Origin of the sequence: Planococcus maritimus, assembly GCF_001592825.1 — a bacterium.
Lineage (GTDB): Bacteria > Bacillota > Bacilli > Bacillales_A > Planococcaceae > Planococcus > Planococcus maritimus_C.
The window spans coordinates 145,170-167,733 of sequence record NZ_LTZG01000041.1; the positions used below are offsets into that span (position 1 = coordinate 145,170).

General features: G+C 47.4%; 23 protein-coding genes. 10 read left to right on the plus strand and 13 right to left on the minus strand.

Annotated elements, in window-relative coordinates; genetic code table 11:
• Positions 1-70: 70 nt before the first annotated feature.
• From AY633_RS14540 to AY633_RS14550, 4 genes are all read left to right on the plus strand, one after another.
• Positions 71-1,285 (plus strand): NAD(P)/FAD-dependent oxidoreductase, encoded by a 1,215-nt coding sequence (locus tag AY633_RS14540; RefSeq protein WP_068465626.1) that lies wholly within the window; start codon positions 71-73, stop codon positions 1,283-1,285.
• A 59-nt stretch (positions 1,286-1,344) separates the two neighbouring features.
• Positions 1,345-1,845, plus strand: coding sequence for an NUDIX domain-containing protein (locus AY633_RS14545; protein ID WP_068461457.1), 501 nt, complete (start codon positions 1,345-1,347; stop codon positions 1,843-1,845).
• 179 nt (positions 1,846-2,024) lie between these two features.
• The gene (locus AY633_RS16670; protein ID WP_167358030.1) at positions 2,025-2,153 is read left to right on the plus strand and encodes a YuiA family protein; all 129 of its coding nucleotides are present in this window, start codon (positions 2,025-2,027) and stop codon (positions 2,151-2,153) included.
• Positions 2,154-2,574: 421 nt separating this feature from the next.
• Positions 2,575-2,904: a YuiB family protein gene (locus tag AY633_RS14550; protein ID WP_068461459.1), complete on the plus strand. Its 330-nt coding sequence runs from the start codon at positions 2,575-2,577 to the stop codon at positions 2,902-2,904.
• A gap of 49 nt (positions 2,905-2,953) precedes the next feature.
• Here the strand turns inward: AY633_RS14550 and AY633_RS14555 are convergent, their stop codons facing one another.
• The gene (locus AY633_RS14555; RefSeq protein WP_058381190.1) at positions 2,954-3,427 is read right to left on the minus strand and encodes a divergent PAP2 family protein; all 474 of its coding nucleotides are present in this window, start codon (positions 3,425-3,427) and stop codon (positions 2,954-2,956) included.
• A 134-nt stretch (positions 3,428-3,561) separates the two neighbouring features.
• On the opposite strand from AY633_RS14555, the gene AY633_RS14560 reads away from it, so the two are divergent.
• Complete coding sequence (locus AY633_RS14560) at positions 3,562-5,055, plus strand: leucyl aminopeptidase (RefSeq protein WP_068488956.1); 1,494 nt, start codon at positions 3,562-3,564, stop codon at positions 5,053-5,055.
• 30 nt (positions 5,056-5,085) lie between these two features.
• Here the strand turns inward: AY633_RS14560 and mnhG are convergent, their stop codons facing one another.
• From mnhG to AY633_RS14600, 8 genes are all read right to left on the minus strand, one after another.
• Entirely contained in the window at positions 5,086-5,499 is a 414-nt protein-coding gene (gene mnhG / locus AY633_RS14565) for a monovalent cation/H(+) antiporter subunit G (protein ID WP_249929485.1), read from the minus strand.
• Positions 5,450-5,728: a Na(+)/H(+) antiporter subunit F1 gene (locus tag AY633_RS14570; RefSeq protein WP_068461465.1), complete on the minus strand. Its 279-nt coding sequence runs from the start codon at positions 5,726-5,728 to the stop codon at positions 5,450-5,452. Before AY633_RS14570 ends, mnhG begins: the two co-directional genes overlap by 50 nt.
• Positions 5,725-6,204: a Na+/H+ antiporter subunit E gene (locus AY633_RS14575; protein ID WP_068488957.1), complete on the minus strand. Its 480-nt coding sequence runs from the start codon at positions 6,202-6,204 to the stop codon at positions 5,725-5,727. Before AY633_RS14575 ends, AY633_RS14570 begins: the two co-directional genes overlap by 4 nt.
• A gap of 6 nt (positions 6,205-6,210) precedes the next feature.
• Positions 6,211-7,692, minus strand: coding sequence for a Na+/H+ antiporter subunit D (locus AY633_RS14580; RefSeq protein WP_068488958.1), 1,482 nt, complete (start codon positions 7,690-7,692; stop codon positions 6,211-6,213).
• The gene (locus AY633_RS14585) at positions 7,685-8,032 is read right to left on the minus strand and encodes a Na(+)/H(+) antiporter subunit C (RefSeq protein WP_068461472.1); all 348 of its coding nucleotides are present in this window, start codon (positions 8,030-8,032) and stop codon (positions 7,685-7,687) included. The genes AY633_RS14580 and AY633_RS14585 overlap by 8 nt, the downstream gene beginning before the upstream one ends.
• Complete coding sequence (locus tag AY633_RS14590) at positions 8,032-8,454, minus strand: Na(+)/H(+) antiporter subunit B (RefSeq protein WP_068461474.1); 423 nt, start codon at positions 8,452-8,454, stop codon at positions 8,032-8,034. The genes AY633_RS14585 and AY633_RS14590 overlap by 1 nt, the downstream gene beginning before the upstream one ends.
• Complete coding sequence (locus AY633_RS14595; protein ID WP_068488959.1) at positions 8,441-10,855, minus strand: Na+/H+ antiporter subunit A; 2,415 nt, start codon at positions 10,853-10,855, stop codon at positions 8,441-8,443. The genes AY633_RS14590 and AY633_RS14595 overlap by 14 nt, the downstream gene beginning before the upstream one ends.
• A 225-nt stretch (positions 10,856-11,080) precedes the next feature.
• Positions 11,081-12,313, minus strand: a complete 1,233-nt coding sequence (locus tag AY633_RS14600) for an MFS transporter (RefSeq protein ID WP_068488960.1) — start codon at positions 12,311-12,313, stop codon at positions 11,081-11,083.
• Positions 12,314-12,443: 130 nt separating this feature from the next.
• On the opposite strand from AY633_RS14600, the gene AY633_RS14605 reads away from it, so the two are divergent.
• The gene (locus AY633_RS14605; protein WP_068488961.1) at positions 12,444-13,097 is read left to right on the plus strand and encodes a peptidylprolyl isomerase; all 654 of its coding nucleotides are present in this window, start codon (positions 12,444-12,446) and stop codon (positions 13,095-13,097) included.
• A gap of 42 nt (positions 13,098-13,139) precedes the next feature.
• On the opposite strand, the gene AY633_RS14610 is transcribed toward AY633_RS14605, so the two are convergent.
• Positions 13,140-14,309, minus strand: coding sequence for a MalY/PatB family protein (locus tag AY633_RS14610; protein WP_068488962.1), 1,170 nt, complete (start codon positions 14,307-14,309; stop codon positions 13,140-13,142).
• 90 nt (positions 14,310-14,399) lie between these two features.
• Here AY633_RS14610 and AY633_RS14615 point away from each other — a divergent pair, with 90 nt between their 5' ends.
• Positions 14,400-14,645 (plus strand): DUF1871 family protein, encoded by a 246-nt coding sequence (locus tag AY633_RS14615; RefSeq protein ID WP_068488977.1) that lies wholly within the window; start codon positions 14,400-14,402, stop codon positions 14,643-14,645.
• Positions 14,646-14,689: 44 nt separating this feature from the next.
• Here the strand turns inward: AY633_RS14615 and AY633_RS14620 are convergent, their stop codons facing one another.
• Both AY633_RS14620 and AY633_RS14625 read right to left on the minus strand, forming a co-directional pair.
• Entirely contained in the window at positions 14,690-14,905 is a 216-nt protein-coding gene (locus AY633_RS14620; RefSeq protein WP_171900955.1) for a helix-turn-helix domain-containing protein, read from the minus strand.
• 101 nt (positions 14,906-15,006) lie between these two features.
• Positions 15,007-16,344 (minus strand): sodium-dependent transporter, encoded by a 1,338-nt coding sequence (locus tag AY633_RS14625; RefSeq protein WP_068488963.1) that lies wholly within the window; start codon positions 16,342-16,344, stop codon positions 15,007-15,009.
• A gap of 118 nt (positions 16,345-16,462) precedes the next feature.
• Here AY633_RS14625 and AY633_RS14630 point away from each other — a divergent pair, with 118 nt between their 5' ends.
• Both AY633_RS14630 and yugI read left to right on the plus strand, forming a co-directional pair.
• Entirely contained in the window at positions 16,463-19,024 is a 2,562-nt protein-coding gene (locus AY633_RS14630) for a hypothetical protein (RefSeq protein WP_141705934.1), read from the plus strand.
• 86 nt (positions 19,025-19,110) lie between these two features.
• Positions 19,111-19,485 carry a S1 domain-containing post-transcriptional regulator GSP13 gene (yugI, locus tag AY633_RS14635; RefSeq protein ID WP_068461486.1) on the plus strand — a complete coding sequence of 125 codons (375 nt, stop codon included), beginning with the start codon at positions 19,111-19,113 and terminating at the stop codon, positions 19,483-19,485.
• 26 nt (positions 19,486-19,511) lie between these two features.
• On the opposite strand, the gene AY633_RS14640 is transcribed toward yugI, so the two are convergent.
• Entirely contained in the window at positions 19,512-20,822 is a 1,311-nt protein-coding gene (locus AY633_RS14640) for a sigma 54-interacting transcriptional regulator (RefSeq protein ID WP_068488965.1), read from the minus strand.
• Between the two features lie 139 nt (positions 20,823-20,961).
• Here AY633_RS14640 and pruA point away from each other — a divergent pair, with 139 nt between their 5' ends.
• Positions 20,962-22,506, plus strand: coding sequence for an L-glutamate gamma-semialdehyde dehydrogenase (pruA, locus tag AY633_RS14645; protein ID WP_068488966.1), 1,545 nt, complete (start codon positions 20,962-20,964; stop codon positions 22,504-22,506).
• Positions 22,507-22,564: the final 58 nt, after the last annotated feature.

The following is a 22,564-nucleotide window of genomic DNA, read 5'->3' on the forward strand; positions in this document are numbered from 1 at the left end:
ATAGGTGTTTACTGGATTCGGTTTTATTATTTCCGGTACATAAAATGACTTGAAGGTGGTTGCGATTGTGTTGAAAAGACCGTCAATATTAGTATTAGGTGCAGGCTATGGTGGCTTGACTACTGTAGTGAACTTGCAAAAAGAATTTGGGACAGACGCTGCGGACATTACGCTGATCAACAAAAATGAATATCATTACGAAAGCACGTGGCTTCACGAAGCGGCAGCAGGAACATTGCTTCCGGAACAAGTGCGCTACGATATCGCAGACGTCATCGATACGGGCAAAGTCAATTTTGTCCAAGCTACTGTTGAAGGCATCGACGTTGACAGCAAAAAAGTTTCGACTGACAACGGGGAATTCACTTATGATTACCTCGTGATCGGACTTGGCTTTGAAGGGGAAACATTCGGGATCGAAGGCCTGGACACATATGCGTTGTCGATTGCCAACGTAAAAGCTGCGCGTTATATCCGCGAGCACATTGAATTCCAATTTGCGACTTGGTCCACTGAAGATGTGAAAAACGACAGCCGTTTGACGATCGTTGTCGGAGGAGCTGGCTTTACGGGAATCGAATTCCTTGGGGAACTTGCGAACCGTGTGCCTGAACTATGTAAAGAATATGATGTGCCACGTGAAAAAGTGCGCGTTATCTGCGTAGAGGCTGCACCGATGGTCTTGCCAGGATTCGATCCTGAATTGGTAGACTATGCTGTTGGCCATCTTCAAGCGAAAGGCATTGAGTTCTCTATCGGAACGCCTGTCGTAGAAGCGACTCCAGAAGGCGTGAAGATCAAGAAGAATGATGATGAGTTTGAATTCATCTATGCTGGCACAGTTGTTTGGGCAGCTGGTGTCCGCGGAAACCGCTTGATTGAAGAAACATCGATCGAGAGCATGCGCGCACGCATTAAAGTCGAAAAAGACATGCGTGCACCGGGCTACTCCGATGTGTTCATCGTCGGTGACTGCGCATTGATGATCAACGAAGAAACGAACCGTCCATATCCGCCAACTGCACAGATTGCGATGCAGCAAGGCGAACGCATTGCGAAAAACATTAAAGCACTTGCGGGAGAAGGCTCGACTGAAGAGTTCGTACCGGACTTGAAAGGAACTGTTTGCTCACTAGGCGATGAAGATGCAATCGGCGTCGTATTCGGCAAAAAGGTAACAGGAAAACGCGCGTCATTCATGAAGAAAATGATCGACAACCGTGCCTTGTATATGATTGGTGGACCTGGACTTGTCTTGAAAAAAGGTAAATTCAAGGTACTATAAGAATGAAAGCCTCCCAGTGCGGGAGGCTTTTTTTCACATGGCAAGAAGGAGGGGCATCTATGTCAAAAAGCAAAAGAGGAGACGTCTGGCTCGGTGCTGCCGGGCTAGTCGTAAATCAAAAGAATGAATGGCTCGTTGTCAAAAAGCGTTACGGCGGGCTACATGGCAAGTGGTCATTGCCAGCGGGATTCGTCGAAAAAGACGAAACCGTGGATCAAGCAGCGTTGAGGGAAGTCAAGGAAGAAACCGGTATTGATTGTCGCTTGCTTGGTATGATCGGCTTTCGCTCAGGCGTTATCAAAGGGAGAATTAGCGATAACATGGCAGTTTTTTTGTTGAGTCCAATTGAGGATGGTCAGGCCATCCAGGCACAGCAAGAAGAGCTGTACGAAGCTGCCTGGCGTACACCTGCAGAGTTATCAATTGATGAAGACGCTTCAGTCATGCTGCACGAGATGGCTTCCTATATCGTTGAAGAGGGCTTCGAGCCGATAGAAGATGTCGACCCTGGACATATCTTTGGTTATACCGACTACAAATTATTTTTCCGGCATAAATAGCCTTAAACTAATTAACAGATTATTTTGAAATAATAAGAAAAAAGAAGTATAGAAGAGAAAAAATGAGAAAAAGGCGTTTGTATCCGTTTACAAACAGCCTTTTTTATTTGCGGCGAGTTGCGATACGTGATATATTACCAATTATCAGAATATTAAAAACAACAGAGGAGGTGTTTCGAATGACAGTCTTCAAGAAAAGAGCAACTGGCAACCATTGCCCTTACTGCGCGGGCCAAGGATATTTCCAATTACGGTTGGGCGGCTCCGAAACGTGCTCCTGCTGTTCAGGATCTGGAAAAAACAAATAAACTATGAACACACAAAAGAGCAGCTATGCAGCTGCTCTTTTTTTTTAGAGTGTTGAAGAAGTCTATGATCCGCTAACAAATAAGAGAGAAAATCGCTATTTCTACATTTAATATACAATGATCTTCCTAAGTATTTGGAGAAGCGTTCGCTCGACCCCAGTGGATCAGCGAGACGACCGAGACCCCGCAAGACGCGAAGCGGCTGAGGAGGCTTGGGCGCGAGCCCACGGAGTCGTGCGATAAGCTTCGGAAAATACAACTTCCTATCTTTCTCGAGAGCCTGCAAAAGAGCAGCTATGCAGCTGCTCTTTTTTCATGGACTGCGCCCTTCTGTGACAAAGTCATGAATACTGTTCCTCCACATTGAAAGGGCCTTAGGTTTCGGGTAAACTGAGGAAAGGAATAACGGAGGTTAGAGTCCATGAACAGTTCATTTACCATTGTCCAATTGATCATTTCCATCTTGCTTTTTTATGTAATGTTTTTCGGCATCGGCTTTCTGTTGAACATGCTGCTGCGTATGACGTGGCTCATGGCAGTTGTCTACCCGGTTGTCATTTTGCTTGTCATTGACGATGTCGGCGTGTTTGATTATTTTACGGCTCCAGGTGAATCCTTTGCCATGCTCGGAGATACAATCCGTTCGTTGACGGGCAGCGATATTGCCGTCCTGACAGCCGGTTTTCTCGGGGCAGTTACTTCGGGATTTGTCATGAAAATATTGCGCAAGATGGGGTATCAAATGTTTTGATCCCAATTATCGAAAAAGCCGGTCCGCAAATTTGCGGGCCGGCTTTTTTTTAGAGCATGCTATAGAAGACGACGGACAGCGCAATTCCCGTCAGTGCCCCCATGAACACTTCACTCGGTTTGTGGCCGAGCAGCGTTTTGAGTTCCTCTATTTTCTCTTCCTCTTTTTTGGATGGCCATTTACGGGTTTCTTCCATAAAGTTATTCAAATCTTGGCGCAAGCGATTGATGGTCAATGCCTGTTGCCCAGCCTGAAAACGCACCCCTGTCGCGTCATACATCGTGATGACTGCAAAAAGGGCAGAGACAGCGAAGACAGTCGACGAAATGCCTGCCTCATAAGCGACTGCTGTTGTCAGTGAGGTCACGGCTGCAGAATGAGAACTCGGCATTCCGCCGGTCGAAGTGAAAAGACCCCAGTTCAATTCTCGTGTAACTGCATATTGAATGGGGATTTTAACGAATTGGGCGAAAAAAATCGCAAACAACGCAATCATTAATGGCGTATTTGATAAGAGTTCCATTTGGCCAACAGCCCCTTCCACATAAATTCCGTACAGAAAGTATATCATATGCCTGTCCTGGCACGCGCTTCATGCCACTATTCCGGAAGCCGAAGGAATGATACACTGAAGATGCAGCTAAAAGGAGGATACCTATGGAAATCAATGTATTGAAATCAACTGAACACAACGAAGCCGAAATTTTGATTGTCGGCTTAAGCCGTCACCCTGAAAATGCGGAGGGCTGGAAAGAATTAGAGAAGCGCTTTGATGGCCGATTGGCACAATGGATCAAAGCCGGCTTGTCATTCGATTCGAACTCGCTGAGCATTTACCCAACCTTAACAGGCAACATCCCGCGAGTGTTATTTGTGGGCATCGGTGATCGAAAAAAATTAACCGCAGATGAGTTGCGCCGCTCTTTCGGTATCGCAGGAAAGCAACTGGTAAAGGAAAAAATTCGCCATGCTGCCATCTACACCGCTTCTTTTGAAAACGAGAAAGTCACTGGTGAACAAGTCGCGCATGCTGCGGCTGAAGGTATTCAAATGGGCGCATACCGATTTGCCGATTACAAAACCAATTCCAATGAAGTAGATCATCGTCTTGAATCGCTGAGCTTTTTGACGAATCAGTCGGCAGATGCGATCCGCCAGGCAGCATTTGTCGGTACAGTCCATGCAGAGGCCGTCAACGAAGCGAGAACGCTCGTCAACATGCCAGCTAATATTCTGACGGCAACGGCAATGGCTGATTACGCACAAGATCTCGGTGAGACTTACGGTTTTGAAACAGAGATCCTTGGCCGCAGCGAGATCGAAGAGCTTGGCATGGGCGCGCTTTTGGCCGTCAACCAAGGTTCTGTCGAAGAGCCTCGACTGATCGTCATGAAATACAAAGCGACAGACAATTTTGACGCACCGCTTGCTTTGGTCGGAAAAGGCATCACTTTTGATACGGGCGGCTATTCGCTCAAGCCGAAAGACGGCATTGTCGGTATGAAAGGGGATATGGGTGGAGCGGCTGCTGTGCTCGGCGCGATGCGCATCATCGGTGAACTAAAGCCAGCTAAAGATGTGGTAGCGGTTATTGCTTCTACCGACAATATGGTATCAGGCGATGCCTTCAAACCAGATGACGTCATCACATCGATGAGCGGCAAGACGATCGAAATCCTCAATACTGATGCAGAAGGGCGCCTCGTGTTGGCAGATGCTGTCACATATGCTAAACAGCTCGGCGCAAGCCAAGTGGTGGATGTGGCGACGCTGACAGGCGGTGTTATTGTCGCGCTCGGTAAAGATAAAACAGGCGCATTGACGAATGATGACGCGTTCTACAGCAAACTAGTCGATGTTTCGAAACAGACCGGGGAGTTTGTCTGGCAATTGCCGCTTACTGAAAACGACAAAAAGCGGTTGCGCAAAAGCGACGTCGCAGATTTAAACAATTCGCCCGGACGCGATGGGCATATGATTTTCGGTGGTGGTTTTGTCGGTGAATTCGTTGGGGATACACCGTGGATCCATCTTGATATTGCCGGAACATCCCATGCCGATGGCGCGCATGATTTGGGCCCTCAGGGAGGCACCGGCGCGATGGTACGGACACTCGCACTATTCGCTGAAAAACTTGGAGAAGACAAATAAAAAAACTGCAGCCAAATCGGCTGCAGTTTTTTATTCGTTTTCTAGTTCTTCTTGCTGGTTGTTTTTACGTTTTTCAATTGCAGTGCCCATATCGTCGCGGACGGTTTCTTCTGCGACTTTAATGCCTGTCATATAAGCAGCTCGGCCGATTAAATGGCCGGCCACGGGCTGTGTGATGAACAAGAAGGCGATGGCGATGACCATCTGCGTATTGAAAATATCTTCTTTAAACCAAAAATGGACGAAGGTTCCGAGCAGGATGGACAATACACCGAGTGTCGAGCTCTTAGAGGCGGCATGTGTCCGCGTATAGACATCCGGTAGCCTGATAAGCCCGAGAGCAGTAACGGCGCTAAATAGGACACCAGTGCCGATTAGAATGATAATTAGGATATCAACGAGAATCTCGATCGAAAATCTCCCCTCTCTCCAGGAATTTCGCAAAGGCGGCAGTTCCGATAAAGGATAGAATACTCATCAGCAGAATGACCTCGAGGAAAAATTCTGTCTCAATGATCATCGACAATAAAGCCACAATCGATACGAGCGTCACGCCAATTGCATCGAGTGCAACCACGCGGTCTGCAACTGTCGGACCTTTTACGAGGCGGAACAATAAGCCAGCAAACGAAATGCTGACGATGAACAGGGAAACCCAATAAAACATCATCATGTCCGGCTCACCTCCTGTATTGCGCGCTCAAACGTTTTCTTGATCGATGACACTGCGGAATCGATGTCCTCAAAATCCAAGGCATGGATGTACAAGCGTTTTTGGTCTTCGGAAATTCCGATGACCAAGGTCCCTGGTGTCAAAGTGATTAATGCTGACAGCAAAGTCACTTGCCAATCGTTATTGAGTTCGGTTTCCATTTCAAAAATGGCCGGTTTGATGTTCATGTTCGGGCTTATGACGATGGATAGCACCTGAATACTTGATTTGAACAGTTCGCGTAAAAATAACAAGAACAGTGAAATCACTGCCCAGATACGCAGAACGTATAGCCGTTTTGAAAAGAAGCGGCGCATCAGGATAATGATGCCAAGGCCGACCAAAAAGCCGATGACGAAGCCGGAAGGAGTGAACGACACGGTCATAAACATCCAGACGAGCGCCAGGAAAAAATTCAGTAGTACTTGTAAAGACATATTGACCTACTCCTTTAATACCGCGTCAATATAGAGCGATGGATTCAGCAGCACTTCACCTGCGTCCGAAACGAACGGCATGAAGAGTTCCGCACCGGCGCCGAGCACAACAGTCAAGGCGACGAGTATAGCTGTCGGGACAAATATGGATAGATAATGTTTACGATCGATCGTAACAATCTTCGCTGGCTCGCCCCAGAATGCATAGATGAAAATGCGCACGACACTGAGCAAGACCAATAAGCTAGTCGCCAGAATCACCAGGCTGCCCCAGAAATGAGTGCCTTCAAAGCCACCTTGGACAATCAATAGTTTGCCCGGAAATCCGCTAAGCGGGGGAATGCCGGCGAGGCCGAATGCCGCAATGAGGAAGGTCCAGCCAAAGAGCGGATAGCTCTTGATCAAACCACCCATCTTGCGTAAATCGCTAGTACCGAAAATGACTGTCAAGATGCCCACTAACAAGAATAGAGCCGCTTTGATCAGCATGTCGTGCACCAAATAGAAAATGGACCCTTCGACACCTGCCGCGTTCATTTGCGAGATGCCGAATAAGATGACGCCGACTGCGATAATGATGTTGTAGATAATAATCTTTTTGACATCAAAATACGCAAGGGCGCCGATGCAGCCAGCAAGGATTGTCAAAATGGCGATGATCGCCAGCAACTCATGGGTAAATCCAATATTCATCGTGAAGAACAGTGTATAAGTTCTCATGATGGCATAGACGCCGACTTTCGTCAGCAATGCGCCGAACAAGGCAAGAATCGCCATAGGCGGAGCAAAGTAAGATCCAGGCAACCAGAAGTATAATGGGAAAATCGCCGCTTTAAAGCCGAAAACGACCAAGAACAAAACAGCAATTACCGTCAGGATGCCGACAGCTTCAATTTCTGGAATCTTGACGGCCAAATCGGCCATATTGAGTGTGCCGGTGACTGAGTACAGATAAGCGACAGCGGAAACGAACAATGCAGATGAAATAATGTTCACGAGCAAGTATTTGATGGATTCGCGCAGCTGTGGCTTTTCACCGCCATGAACGATCAAGGCATAAGAAGCCATCAACAGCACTTCGATAAAGACGAATAAGTTGAAGATATCGCCTGTCGTGAACGCACCATTGACGCCGGTCATCAAGAACAAGACAGCTGGATAATAGTACGATTGCTCCCGCTTTACACCAATCGTTGGAATGCTGTAGAACAGCACGAACAGCGTGACGAGTGTAGAACTGAGCACCAATAGCACCGACAACATATCGGATACCATGGAAATGCCGAACGGGGCAGGCCAGCTGCCGAGTGTCACGGCTTGAATGCCATCAGTAGAAACTTTTGAAAACAAGAACAGTGCCGAAACGAGTGTCGCGCTGACACCAGCAATCGCCACAATGCGTTGCATAGATACATTTTTCGGGAATAACATCAAAACAGCGGCAAAAATCAACGGAATCACTATTGGGAACAAGGCTAAATTACTCATAATCTTCTGTACCTCTCAATAGCTCCATATTGTCAGTGCCAAGTTCCTGGTATGCGCGGTAGGCGAGCACCAGGAAAAATGACGTGACGGCGAACGAAATAACAATCGCTGTCAGGATAAGTGCCTGTGGCAGGGGATCGGCATAATCACTTACCGAAACCCCATCCGCCACAACAGGCGGCGCCGTGCCGCCAAGGCCACCCATCGTTAGCAATAATAAATGCGCCCCGTGGCTCAAGAGGCCAGTGCCGATAATGATGCGGATTAAACTTTTCGATAGCATTAAATATACAGCCGCCATAAACAATAAGCCGATGGCAACCGACATGACTATTTCCATTATTCATCCTCTCCAATCGTTTGAATAATGGTCATCGTTACTCCTACAACAACCAAATAGACACCTAAATCAAATAACATTGCCGAGTGCAGAGACGTTTTCCCAAACAGCGGCAAATCGAAATAATCGTAGGCATGTGTGAAGAATGGGACATCAAAAACGATCGATGCACTGGCAGTTGCGATGGCAATCAATAAGCCGACCGCAGTCAGCACGACGTAATTGATCGGCACAATCTTCTTGACGGTCGGGAGGTCAAACGCCAGCATCAACAAGACGATGGCGCTTGCGGTTAACAACCCTCCGACAAACCCTCCACCAGGCGTGTAATGCCCGGCGAAGAAAATATGGACAGCAAACATCAAGATGATGAAGGTCACCACTTTTGTGGCGGTTTGAAGCATGACATCATTTGTTCTCATGCTGACCCTCCTTTTTCGTGAGGCGAAGGCGGATCATGGTAATAATCCCAATGCCCGCAATGCCAAGTACGGCAATCTCGAACAAAGTATCAAACCCGCGGTAATCGACAAGGATGACGTTGACGATATTGCCGCCACCTGCTTCTTTGTACACGGTTTCTTTGTAGAATTCAGAAATGGATGGCAAAGCTTTCTGCGAATGCGCCGACAAGGCAACTAAGGTCATCGTGACCCCGACGCCAAGTGCGACAAGTGCATTGCCGAAACGGAACTTCATGCGTTCTTCTTTGCGGCTGATTTGCGGCAAATGATAGAACGCCAGCAAGAACAAAGCAACTGAGATGGTTTCGATGACAAGCTGCGTCAGAGCCAAGTCAGGTGCGCGGAAGATAACAAATAATAAGGCAACAGAATAGCCGACAGCCCCAAGTGCGATAATCGCAGTCAACCGGGACTTAGCGCCAAGAATTGTTAAAGTGGCACCGACCATCGCCAGTAAGATGACGATTTCATAGACGCCAATTGGCGCTAAATTACTAAAATCGACTTGGAACGCTTCGGTCAAGAACAGTGTCAGCAAAACGATAAATGTCATAAAGCTGAACATATATACGAGATAGGACCGGATAAATCCTGTCATGTAAATGCGGGAGAAGCGGTTGGCCCCTCCGCCGCTGAGCAGCATCATTTCATCGTAAAGACGATTCAGTGACACAGCGTCGGGATACAAATCGTATAGGTGCTGCCATTTGCGCAAGGTCCAGAACATTAAGCCACCGATCGAGAAAATGCCGAGTGCCATGAACAGCTCGGTATTGAATCCGTGCCAAGCTGCAACGTGGATGTCGACGTTTTGCGGCGAGTCATAAAGGAAGGGCTGGATCGCCGCAACGGCTGGCTTCACGAGCCAATCGCCAATCAAGTTCGGAATAAAGAAAATCAAGACGACAAGCGCGGCCAAGAACACTGGCGAAATGAGCATGCCGATTGGCGCTTCGTGCGCTTGTTTTGGCAATTCTTCCGGCTGATGTTTGCCGGCAAATGTATGGAATACGAAATACAAGCTATAGATGAACGTGAAGACCGACCCAATCCAAGCGATGATCGGGAACAACACCCACCAGACGTCCATCGAGAACATCTCGAATTCCTGAAGCGACAGCATCGCCGTCAAGAACATTTCTTTACTGAGGAAGCCATTAAAAGGCGGCAGGCCGGCCATCGACAAGGAACCGATCAAGGCGACCGTGAAACTAACTGGCATCAAACTCATCAAACCGCCAAGTTTTCGGATGTCGCGCGTTCCTGTTTCATGGTCGACAATGCCTGCAATCATAAACAGGCTGCCTTTGAACGTTGCGTGGTTGATTAAATGGAAAATCGCCGCGAACGCTGCGTATTTTAAGTAGGTTTCAGCCGCATCTTCGACATGGTAAGCCGCTGCAGCGACACCGAGCAAGGACATGATTAGCCCGAGCTGGGAAACAGTCGAGAATGCCAAAATCCCTTTCAGGTCTTTCTGCTTTAAGGCGAAGAATGATGCCCACAACATCGTGAACAATCCAACACCAGCGACAAGCCACATCCAAATTTCAGATAAAGCGAAGATCGGGGTCAAGCGGGCGACCAAGTAAATACCCGCTTTAACCATCGTCGCCGAGTGGAGATAGGCGCTGACAGGCGTCGGCGCTTCCATTGCATCCGGCAACCAGATGTAGAATGGGAATTGCGCTGATTTCGTAAATGCGCCGAGCAGCACAAGGACTAAAGCCCATATGAAAAAATCATGCTGTGCCAGCTCTGGTGCCTGAGCAATCAATTCGCGAATGGAATACGTGCCCCCCATGACGCTAAGCAACACAAATCCCCCAAGCATCATCAAGCCGCCGAAGACGGTAATCATCATCGACTTTAATGCACCGAAACGAGAACGGTCGCGCGTATACCAATAGGCGATCAATAGGAATGAGGAAATCGAAGTCAATTCCCAGAACAAGTACAAAGTAATCAAATGATCTGACTGCACGACACCAAGCATGGCGCTCATGAAGATCAAGAGATACACATAGAAGTTATGTAATTGTTCGCGGTGCTTGTCCAAATAGAAAATCGAGTAAAGTACGACAAGCGCGCCAATTCCAGTAATCAGCAAAGTGAACAATAAACTCAACCCATCGAGATATGCAACAAAGGCGATATCGAGGGAAGGGATCCAGGAAAATTCAGATACATATGTGCCGCCTTCCATAACTGAAGGGAGGCGGGTGGCGTAGTATGAGAACAGCGCTGCCGGAACCATCAAAACGAACCAGCCTGTATGAATCTGGCCGAGTCGTTTAAATAGCAGCGGGATAAAAAGCGCTGCAAGGATCGGGATGAAAATCAGAAATACAAGAGACAAATGAATCCTCCTTCCAAAGTGGTACGTGATGAGTTTCTAATTAAAAAGTATAACGCATTCAGAGCGGATTTGCACCGCACACCCTTGCGATGATTGAAAGGGGGACTTTTGATTTTGGTGTTTTGTAATAGGAAGAAACTCTTCAATCTGAATATTGCGAATATAAAAAGAGGCTAAAAAACCCGGTAAAAGGCAGCTGCCTTTAACCGGGTTTTTCCAGTTGGTTTATGAATGTTTCAATTCCTGCTCCAATAGCACATCCTCAAAATCCTGGTCAGGTTGTTTTTTCGTATACCATAAAAAGACGAAAGCCAAGACGAATAAGGTACCTGTCACGATAAAGACAGAAGAAATGCCGATAAAGCCACTGACGATTCCGCCGAACATCGGCCCGACGATATTGCCGAGGAAGCGGAAGCTGGTATTATAGCCCATGACTTCGCCTTGAATGTCGATTGGCGCTTCTCGGCGCATCAAGGCGGTGGTGGTCGGAATCATGCCGCCAACTGCGATGCCGAAGAACAAGCGCAGAACAATGAGCTGCCACAATTCGGTGTCAAAAGCTTGCGGAATGATGAAGACAAACGCGAGCAGCAACAGCAAGCCGAGAATTTTCTCATAGCCGACTGAGTCTCCAAGCCGTCCCCAAAGTCTTGCGAACAGTAAATTGCCGACACCTGTCGCACTAAAGGTGACACCTGCGAGAAAAGCGACTTGTGCCGTGCCTTCCGTCAATTCCGCCACATACAAAGACAATAAGGGCTGAATACTGAAATTGCCGATTTGAATCAACGCAGTAATGATCATGACATTGAGCAGCAAGCGGTGATGCAAAATGCCATGGATAACGGTGCTGCGTGCATAGACGTGCGCACCTTTTCGTTTCGGTTTGCGGATTTCCTTTAGGCCGAAGACAACGAACAAGGCGGCGATGCCGATGATGGTGGCGGTGATGAGAAAGGTATAGGTAAAGCCGAATGCATCGGCCATCAAACCGCCGATGACCGGCCCGAACAAGGTACCTGACACACTGCCCATCTGGAGCGTGCCAAGTGTTTTGCCGGCCGTTTCTTTTGTTGTCTGGGAACTGACAAATGCAAGCGAAGTCGGGATGAATCCCGTCACGACGCCCATGAACAACCGAATCATAAACAAACCTAAGACGGAGTCGGCCGTCCCCATCAAGAAAATACTAGTGGCAATCCCGAAGCCGTTAATGATTAAAATGGGCTTGAAACCGTATTTGTCTGCAATACGCCCCCAAACCGGCGACATGAACAAAGCAGCCACAAAGGTCACGCCGAACACCAGCCCCGACCAGCGCTGCACGTATTCATCCGAAAAGTTACCGAGCGATTCGATATATAAGGATAAAAACGGCATGATCATTGTGGTGCTTCCAGCGACTAGGAAATTGGTGAACATAATGATGTAGAAATTTCTTTTTTGAGTATCCAGTTGGAACCCCTTCTTTCTAAAAACGAAACTCTTCCTATATTATATAATAGTTCGTTACCCGAAAAAAGCAGAATTAATTACCGCTGTATTCTGAAAAATTCTATGCTAGAATAAAGCGGGGTGAAACGAAATGAAAAAGAGTATATGGTCAGGACTACTTCTAGTTTGTGCAGTTGCGTTAGCGGCTTGCGGGAATTCTGAAGAAGAGCCACAAGGCTATCCACAGCTTGAAAAAGGTATTACAGAAGAAACTGTAGTAGAGATGACAACATCGGAAGGCACGATGCGCATCCGGCTATTCCCGGAAATCGCACCGAAAGCGGTAGAGAATTTCCTCGGGCATGCCGAATCGGGATATTATGAGGGTATCATTTTCCACCGTGTCATCGAGGACTTCATGTTGCAGACCGGTGACCCGACTGGCACAGGGGGCGGCGGCGAAAGCATTTACGGCGAGCCGTTTGAAGACGAGTTCAGCGATCGACTGTTCAATTTCCGCGGCGCCTTGTCCATGGCGAATGCCGGTCCAGGAACGAACGGGAGCCAGTTCTTTATCGTCCAGGCTAGTGAAATTGAAGCAGGCAGCGCCTCCGATTATCCAGAGGAAATCACGGCCGCTTACGAAGAAATGGGCGGGACGCCTTGGCTAGACGGGATGCATACCGTCTTTGGACAAGTCGACGAAGGCATGGATGTCGTCGATAAAATTGCAGCTGTCGAAAAAGGTGCAAATGACAAACCACTTGAAGATATCGTCATCGAATCGATCGAGATCATTGAGTAATAAGAAAAAGCTATCGCCTGAAGCGATAGCTTTTTTGTGTGTTCAAGTGAACGCGCGGACGATCCGGTTGACGCCATCTTCCAGGGTTTTTGTGGGGCAGGCAATATTCATGCGCAAGAAACCACGTCCGGCCTCACCGTATTTCGATCCCGGCTCAAGCGCTACTTTCCCTTGTTCAAGCAGGCGCTTCATGGCTTCATCTTCCGTGAGGCCAAGTGAACGGTAATCAATCCATAATAAATACGTCGACTGAGGCTTGCGGATTTTCAAACCAGGCACTTCCCGTTCGAGCCGACTAACCGCATATTCGATATGATGAGTTAACACTTCAAGCAATTCATTCAGCCACGGTTCGCCGTGTTCATACGCCGCTTTCCAGGCAACAGGCGCAAACGCATTCAAAGACCCGGTGCCATGGGCTTGCATATGTTGCTCTAAACGTTTGCGTTTTTCCGGATCAGGAGTGACAATCATGGCGGCTTGAATGCCAGCTAAGTTAAAGGTCTTCGTCGGGGCAATGCATGTGAAGACGCGATTCCGTTCGTTCCCAGCAAGTGATAAGAGCGGTAGGTGGGTTTCGCCCGTATGGATCAAGTCGCTATGGATCTCGTCTGACAAAATCAAGACTTCGTGGCGTGCACATAATTCGATGATGTGCTGCAAATCTTCTGCGGTCCAAAGTTTGCCGCCAGGGTTATGCGGGTTGCATAAAATGAACAAACGGGATTGCTGGAGCTTAGCTTCAAAATCAGCCCAGTCGATCGAATAATCGCCGCCTCGTTCGATGAGTTCGGAATACAAGACTTCACGCCCCAGGTTTTTCGGAATGGAGAAAAACGGCGGGTAGACAGGCGGAGTCACTAATACGGAATCGCCTATTTCTGTAAAGACATCGATGATGCTGGCCATGGCCGGGATAACGCCCTGATGGAACAGCATCCAGTCGGTTTCAAGTGTTAACCCGTGGCGTTTATTAAACCAATCCAAAGCCGCCGTCTTGCACTCCTCGCATATATATGAGTAACCGAAAATCGGATGTTCTAATCGCTCTCGCAAAGCGGCAGTCACTGGAGGGGGAGCCGGAAAGTCCATATCTGCCACCCACATAGGCAAGATATCGGATGCATCTTCGATTCCATAAACACTCTCCATACGCCCCCATTTCACCGAACGGGTTTTTTTGCGTTCATGCACTTGTTCGAACAAATTCAAAACAATCTCCTCATTTCTTTTTGGTTTCTATGATATTATAGCTGGTAATGATACAGGAATGATAGGTGAAGGCGATTGAATACGGTAGAGATGGATAAAAGAGCGCTAAGGATTATCGAGGGGTGGGATCCTTTTTCGCTCAAGACAATCGAATACCAGGCAGAAGCGGCCCAAGTCATTAGCAAGCTGCACGATATTGACCACCCGTCAGATTTAGGGAAAGCGATTCAAGGGATATACGAAACATCTTTTAAATTGTGGATCCCGCTGGAAAAATGCGTGGAAGTCTCATATAAGTTACTCGCTGTAAAATACGAAGCGAAGCACATTATTTGAAAAGGCCAAAATAAAAAAAGCTCCGGCACATTGCCGAAGCTTTTTTATTTGGTGGTTTCCAGTCCGTCAAGCAAGTTGGAAGCAGGTACTTCGAGTGCATTCGATAGCACGAGGATCGTTTGGACGGATGGAACTTCTTCGCCGCTTTCATAGGACTCAAGGCGTGCTGTTCCGATACGTGTCTTCAAGGACAAGTCATCGAGTGACAGGTTGCGTTCTTCCCGCAGCATTTTCAATTGGGTGTGCAAATCTTTTTTCAAAGTCATACACTCCTTTTCTTAGAGACTTCCTTCTAGCTCCATCATACCACGGGGAAGTCAAATGTTGCATAAAGAGTTGTGGCATTTTTCGAACAAAGGGCTCACGAAAAGATATTAATGATGCCATTGATGAATACGACGATAATGGCAACTGGCGCTACATAGCGCACAAGCACACGCCATACTTCCACCCACGATTGTTGCTGGGTCAATTCGTTGTGCGCATCTTGATTGCTCAGGACATATCCCGCAAACAGGGAGGTGAATAATGCGCCGAGCGGTAAACCGATACGGCTCGTTAAGATGTCGACAAAGTCGAAGAAGGTATATCCGAAGAATACAGGCTCGCTCATAACACCGAACGATAGGGCACTCGGGATGCCGACCACGAAAATGGCCAAGCCAATGATGAATGCCAAACGGCGGCGGCGGTCGTATTTGTTTTTAACAGCGATCGATACCGTGATCTCAAGCATCGAAATGGATGACGTCAAGGTGGCGAACAATAATAGGATAAAGAAAATAATAATCAGGAATTGTCCCATGAACAATTGGTCGAAAATGGCCGGCAAGATGATAAAGACTAGCCCCGGCCCTTGATCAGGCAAATAGTCAAGTGCGAATACCGCCGGGAAGATGATCAATCCGGCCATGATAGAAATGACGATATTCAAAGTGACGACACTGACGGCTGAGCGCGTCAAATTCTCGGATTTCTTTAAGTACGAAGCGTAAGTGATCATACCGGCAACACCGACACTAAGAGAGAAGAACGCTTGACCAAGTGCCACGAGCGCCGTTTCAAAATTGAAAAACGACCAGTCAGGCACGAACATGAAACGGACGCCTTCCATCGCCCCGTCTAATGTCAATGAACGGATCATCAAGATGACAAAAAACACGAGCAATGCCGGCATCATAATTTTGCTGGCACGTTCGATGCCGCCTTTAATGCCGCCTTGGACAATCCAAATGGTTAAGGCCATGAACGCTGCCTGTGCAATCAGAACTTCCAATGGACTGCTGATGATGCTGCCGAACAGCTCGGCGAAATCAGCATCGCCAAGCCCAGACAATTGCAAAGTGACGGCGCGTACCAGATACGATAGCACCCAACCTCCGACGACGCTGTAGAAAGAAAGGATCAAGAAAGAAAAAATAAATCCGGACCAGCCAATCAAATACCACGGCTTTCCGGGTGCTTGTTTTTTGAGTCCGCTGACGGCGTCTGCCTGCCCGCGGCGCCCGATGACGAATTCAGCAAGCAGGATCGGCAAGCCGATCAAGACGGTGCTCAGGATGAACAGTAAAATAAAAACGCTGCCTCCGTTTGCGCCGGTTTCATATGGGAACTTCCAGATCGCCCCGAGGCCGATAGCGCTGCCGGCTGCTGCGAGAATGAAACCGATCTTGGATGTCCATTGTTCACGTGCTTTCATAATTGGTTCCTCCTAAATCGATTGGATTTCACTATTTTACACGAGCCCCCCAGAAAAAAATAGAATTATTTAAAAAGGGATTGATTTTCTTCTGTATAATAGAAATAAAAGGAAATTCATGAGAAAGAGAGCTGATGGGGAGATGGACGAAAACAACAATCTGGTAAGCGGAATGAACGAACCAATGACACAGCTAGCAGAAGAGCTTAGGCGGTTCGCTTACCAAAATGGCATGTCTGCGGACCGCACGAATGCCTTTATTCAGAATGTCTGGGAATCTGTGGGAAACCTGGATACAGCGGACGATACGGAGTTGTATTTCTACCGGGCTGCTGCAGAACAACTGGCACAATTTCCCGATTTGCAAAACGATGGCAGCTTGATTGGCTTCCAAGAAGACCGGGAAAGTCATTTTGCGCTGCAATCATTGCCGCTCAATCAGCGCATAGCGACCGTTCTTTATTTGGTGAATGGGAGAAATCTATCTTTTGCCGCACAGGTACTACAACTAAATGAACCCGAAATGCTCAGTTACATAGACATCGCAAAAAGCGAATTAGCAATGAAGTTGGCTGTCGCAGATCAACAAGAACTTCTCCAACGGCTCGAATTCCTGGAAAAATCCATCAAACGGCTCAAGCTGCCGGAGAGGGAAGTGCTAGTGGAAGATCATATCAGCCCGGCCGAAGCTCCGCAATCGCAAGTGCCGACAGCGAAAAAGCCGGCTATTTGGATAGTGGCAGCTGCGATTGCCATGCTCGCCGGTATTGTCGGCGCGTCTTTTTTCTTCGACAGCTTCCGGCTGCCATCCGCCTCTGAAGCAACAGCAGGGCAATTGACGCAGGAAATGGCGGAGGAGATGGAACAACAGTATGAGGAAACGCGGGAAAATGCCAAACAACGTCTCGGCTTGGAAGAAGAGGAATTTGTCGAGTTTGCTTACGTCGCTGACGCGGACGAAGAAAAAGACCGGTTGTTCAGCCGTAGCGAGCTAAAGCAGCACGAAGATGATGCGGAACTTTTTGCTCAACAGGTAGAAGAACTGCTGTGGAGAGTTGAAACACCGAAAGGAATGACCGAATCCTTGGTGAACTCTGGTCATATGCAGACCGATGAAATAGACCGATTTATGCAATTGTATTTGGAGAAAACAAATGAACTGCAGGACTTTGCGGAGGGCATTTTAAAAAACAATGAAGGTCAATTGCCCGCTGCATCTGAGCATTACGGAGAACCCCAGTTATTAATAGAAGATATTCCGGATGCATCAGCTGAATTGCAGCAATTGCTCACTGCCTGGAGTGAATATGGGCTGCGCTTTCGTCTGACAGAGCCTGATAGAATGTACTTATTGATCAAGGATACCGAATCATTGCAGTGGCTACCGCAATTCCAGACGCATCCATTTGCGCATATGTATCTAGAAATCTTTGCCGTCTATCCCTATTTTGATGAGCAGGGCTGGCTAGTGGAACCGTTCCAGCTCTCCAATGAATTTTACAAAATGCTTTACCTATTGGTTGAAGAACCGACCGATAGCAAGCTAAAAGCTGAAATCGAAGTCATATATGAACAAACCGTTTGGCAAATCTTGAAAGGCGCAGAACAAGATATTTATACGGATGGTGTCGTTAAACCTGAAATCCGCGAGTTTTGGAAAACGCTGACTTACCATGACGCATTGGCGGCTATCTTGCTGCCGGTGATTGACGAAATGGAAGACAGCGGCTGGCAACATTCTGCTTTCTTGGACAACTTGGAATACGGCGACAGCCTGCGGATGCTTGAACTGGCAAAGCAAGGAGAATTGAGTGAAACTTTGCCAAATGGCGATTTTCAAGTGGAATCGGAAATGGTGGACTTGGCAGATTTTGATTACAGTCGTGTGAAAGAGCTGTATACGCGTTTCAAAAAATCGCATGATACGAATTTACTAGCCGGTGTTCAGCCCTTAGACGTTTACTTTCTTTATTTCTACGCCAATCATGAGAAGGACCCAGAAACGATGTACCATCTTTTAGCTGACAGTGAACTCAAGCCAAGCCTAGAAGAGTATATGGTTGATTGGGAGCCGATTCCTGAATTGACGGAAACTGCATTATGGGTGGAGATTCGGGAAGAAATGACACAGCGCATCTACGAGAAAGTGATGATCCACCCATCGGTGATGTACGAAGAGCAGGATATTGGATTTCACCAATCCAATCCGCTTCAGCCAGCATTGGTGACTGAACGTGACCAGATTTGGATGATCCAATACGAACTGCAAGAATTTTCACAAGGATCGAACCCTGAACTGCAAAAACGTGGCTTAGAAGCCTATGAATTATTGGCAAACAACAAAAAGCTGCCGGATGACACACGTCCATTTATTATCGCTTACGCTTTATTGCACGCGATTGATAACGAGAACATAGCGGTTGCCAATAAATTGCTCCAACCAGGAGTGGAAGGAAGGGAAGCAGAGTTTTGGCGTAATTTTGCCAGTAGCCATGTGGTCGCCGGATTCGAAAATATGACAAGTATGTCGTTTGCTGCGACGGATTTAAATGTTCTCGACCAAGTGGATGCGAATTTGCAAATTAGCTACGAAACGGAGGAATCCGAAGTCTGGCGCGAACAACTGATGATGGTCTTGACGCCTGAAGGCTGGCGCTTCGAGCTATTTCCTAACTACTGATTTTACTCTTACAAGGAACCTGTGCTATAATATACAGATGCCAATAGGTGTACAGTAATTTAGATAAAGACTAGGAGCGGTTAACTATGACAAACACGTATCAAACAGGAGATAAAGTCTCCGGTAAAGTAACAGGAATCCAGCCATACGGTGCATTCGTTGCACTTGACGACCAAACACAAGGACTTGTCCACATTTCAGAAATCACGCACGGTTATGTGAAAGAAGTCAGCGAATACTTGTCTGTTGGACAGGAAGTAGACGTGAAAGTATTGGACGTCGATAGCAAATCGAAAAAAATCAGCTTGTCGATCCGCGCATTGCAAGAACAGCCGCCGGCAGCTCAAAAAAGTGAAAAGCCACGCCAATCACTTCAGTCTCACGTGAACGAGAGCGATTCTGAAGGCTTTAACACATTGAAAGACAAAATGCAGGAATGGATCAAACGTTCTGGCCAATAAGTCTATAGCAAAACGCCCAATCGACCTTACGTCGATTGGGCGTTTTTTTTGATTTTCCGCAGGCGGTATTGAAGATTCTGGCGGCTCATGCCGAGTGCCTGGGCGGCTTTTGTTACATTGCCCCCGAACAGGTCCATCGCTTTTTCCAAGTAATACATTTCCGCCTCTTGCAAGTATTCCTCTAAAGGCAGCAAATCCTTGTCAGAACGGACTAGGAAATCTTCCGGCTGCAGCGATCCGCTTTGTGTTTTCAGTTTGAAATGGTGGGGCAGCATCGAAGCAGTCACCGTTTCCTGTGTCGTCACAAGCGAGGTAATCTCATCGAGCAGCAATTCGAGCTCTTTCAAATTGCCTGGCCAATCATACCCAAGGAATAATTTCTTCACTTCATCCGACAGGGAACGAATAACCGATCCGACTTTCATCCGATGCCGCGAGAAATAATCATCGACAAAAGGAAGGATATCTTCTTTTCTATGGCGTAACGGTTCCACTTGAATGGTCATCGCCGAGAAGAAATAATACAAATCTTTCACCAAAGTATTGGAAGAAACCAATTCGACAGGATCATCCCCGACACTTGCCACAAAGTAACACTCACCCGCCATGTGCCGCTCGACCACTTCAAGCAATTGCAGTTGCAATGCGCGGGGCAACAAATCGATGCGCTCACAATAAATGGTGCCGTGCTGCATGCGTTCGATTTCCTCGCCCAATTCATCGATCAATCGGCCATCGGTGCCATGGCAATACAAAACATGCATCGGAAGTTCAGAGTCGTGTGCAGAATGGATAGCTTCTGCGAGCAGTTCTTTCCCGGTGCCGGATTCGCCTACCAATAGTACAGGGAGTTTAGCTGCAGCCGCTTTTTCAGCGCGGGCGATAATGTTTTTCATACTGGCAGATACGGCAGTCAGGCTAGCAAACGTGATCGGCTCTTCGTATTTTTTCAAGGGTTGATAAATGACCCGCTCGAGTGTCGTCACATCACGCGCCAACTCAACTGCCCCGATTAGTACATCATGATCGAACACGGGATAACTATCGTTAATCGTAGTAATTTCTTGTCCTTTACGGTTCCAATAGGTTTGCTTAATGTTCAAAATCGGCGTTCCGCTCGTCAGCGCTTTTAGCAGTGTGCTCTGCGTTTGATCAAAGCGGAACATCTCCAAAAGTGAACGGTCGGTTAATTCCTGAAAATCGAAACCTTCAATCTCTCTCATCTTGCGATTATATAAAATGGTTTTCCCTTTGCTGTCGATAGCGTGTATCCCTACAGCCACATGGTCTCCAGCGAATTTATAAAAAGGGGCCAAGTCTATTTGATGTTCGTTCATAGCCTTCACTCCAAAATTTTTTTGACTTTTTAGATTAAAACACTTGAAAAACGCAATAATCTTTTGCATTATTATAAGTGGAAACAGATTAAGAGTGCAAATTTTTTTTGCACTCGCTCAACTACAAGGAGGATTCCCAATGATTCCCTACAAACATGAACCATTCACAGACTTCTCGATCGAAGAGAATCGCAATGCATACTTGGAAGGCCTGAAAACGGTAGAAGGATACCTCGGCCAGGATTACCCGTTGATCATCGGCGGAGAACGCGTAACGACTGAAGACAAAATCGTTTCATTCAATCCGGCGGATAAAGAAGAAATCGTTGGGCGCGTCTCCAAATCAAATAAAGAACTAGCAGAAAAAGCAATGCAAGAAGCAGACGCTGCATTCAAGACATGGAAAAAAGTGAAACCAGAAGTACGTGCTGACGTGTTGTTCAGAGCAGCAGCGATCATTCGCCGCCGCAAACACGAATTCTCAGCCCTTTTAACTAAAGAAGCAGGCAAACCATGGAACGAAGCGGACGCAGATACTGCAGAAGCGATCGATTTCCTTGAATACTACGGCCGCCAAATGCTGCGCCTGAAAGACGGCATGCCAATGGAAAGCCGCCCGGGCGAATACAACCGTTACGACTACATTCCACTTGGTGTCGGCGTTGTCATCTCCCCGTGGAACTTTGCGTTCGCAATCATGGCAGGTACAACTGTCGCGGCAATGGTCACAGGAAACACAGTATTATTGAAACCAGCATCTACAACTCCGGTTGTCGCTTATAAATTTATCGAAGTGTTGGAAGAAGCAGGCATGCCGAAAGGCGTCGTCAATTATATTCCAGGACCGGGCTCAGAAGTCGGCGACTACTTGGTCGACCACCCGAACACTCGCTTCATCTCATTCACTGGTTCAAAAGAAGTCGGCCTGCGCATCGCAGAGCGTTCTTCTAAAGTGAACGAAGGCCAAATCTGGATGAAACGCTTGATCGCTGAAATGGGCGGCAAGAACACAATGGTCGTTGACAACAACGCTGACCTCGAACTTGCTGCACAATCCATCGTCAAATCCGCTTTCGGTTTCAGCGGCCAGAAATGTTCTGCCGGCTCACGCGCAGTGATCGTAGAAGATGTCTACGATGAAGTACTTGAGCGCGTCGTGGAATTGACGAACGAACTCACAATCGGCAACACAGTCGAGCAATCTAACTTCATGGGCCCTGTCATCGATGGAAATTCATACAAAAAAATCATGGACTACATTGAAATCGGTAAAAACGAAGGACGTCTTGTCGCAGGTGGCGACGGCGACGATTCAACTGGATTCTTCGTCAACCCAACTGTCTTTGCTGACTTGGACCCACAAGCCCGCATCATGCAAGAAGAAATTTTCGGGCCAGTTGTCGGTTTGATGAAAGCAAAAGACTTTAAAGAAGCAATCGACATCGCCAACAACACAGAATACGGCTTAACTGGCGGCGTCATCACCAACAACCGCGAACACCTTGAGTACGCGCGTGAAGAATTCCATGTCGGTAACTTGTACTTTAACCGTGGTTGCACAGGAGCAATCGTAGGTTATCAGTCATTCGGTGGATTCAACATGTCCGGTACTGACTCGAAAGCCGGCGGTCCAGACTACTTGGTTCTTCATATGCAAGCACAAACAACTTCTGAGATGTTTTAATTATTCACTTAATGGTATAATGATGCGCAAAAGGCAGACTCCGTGTCTGCCTTTTTTA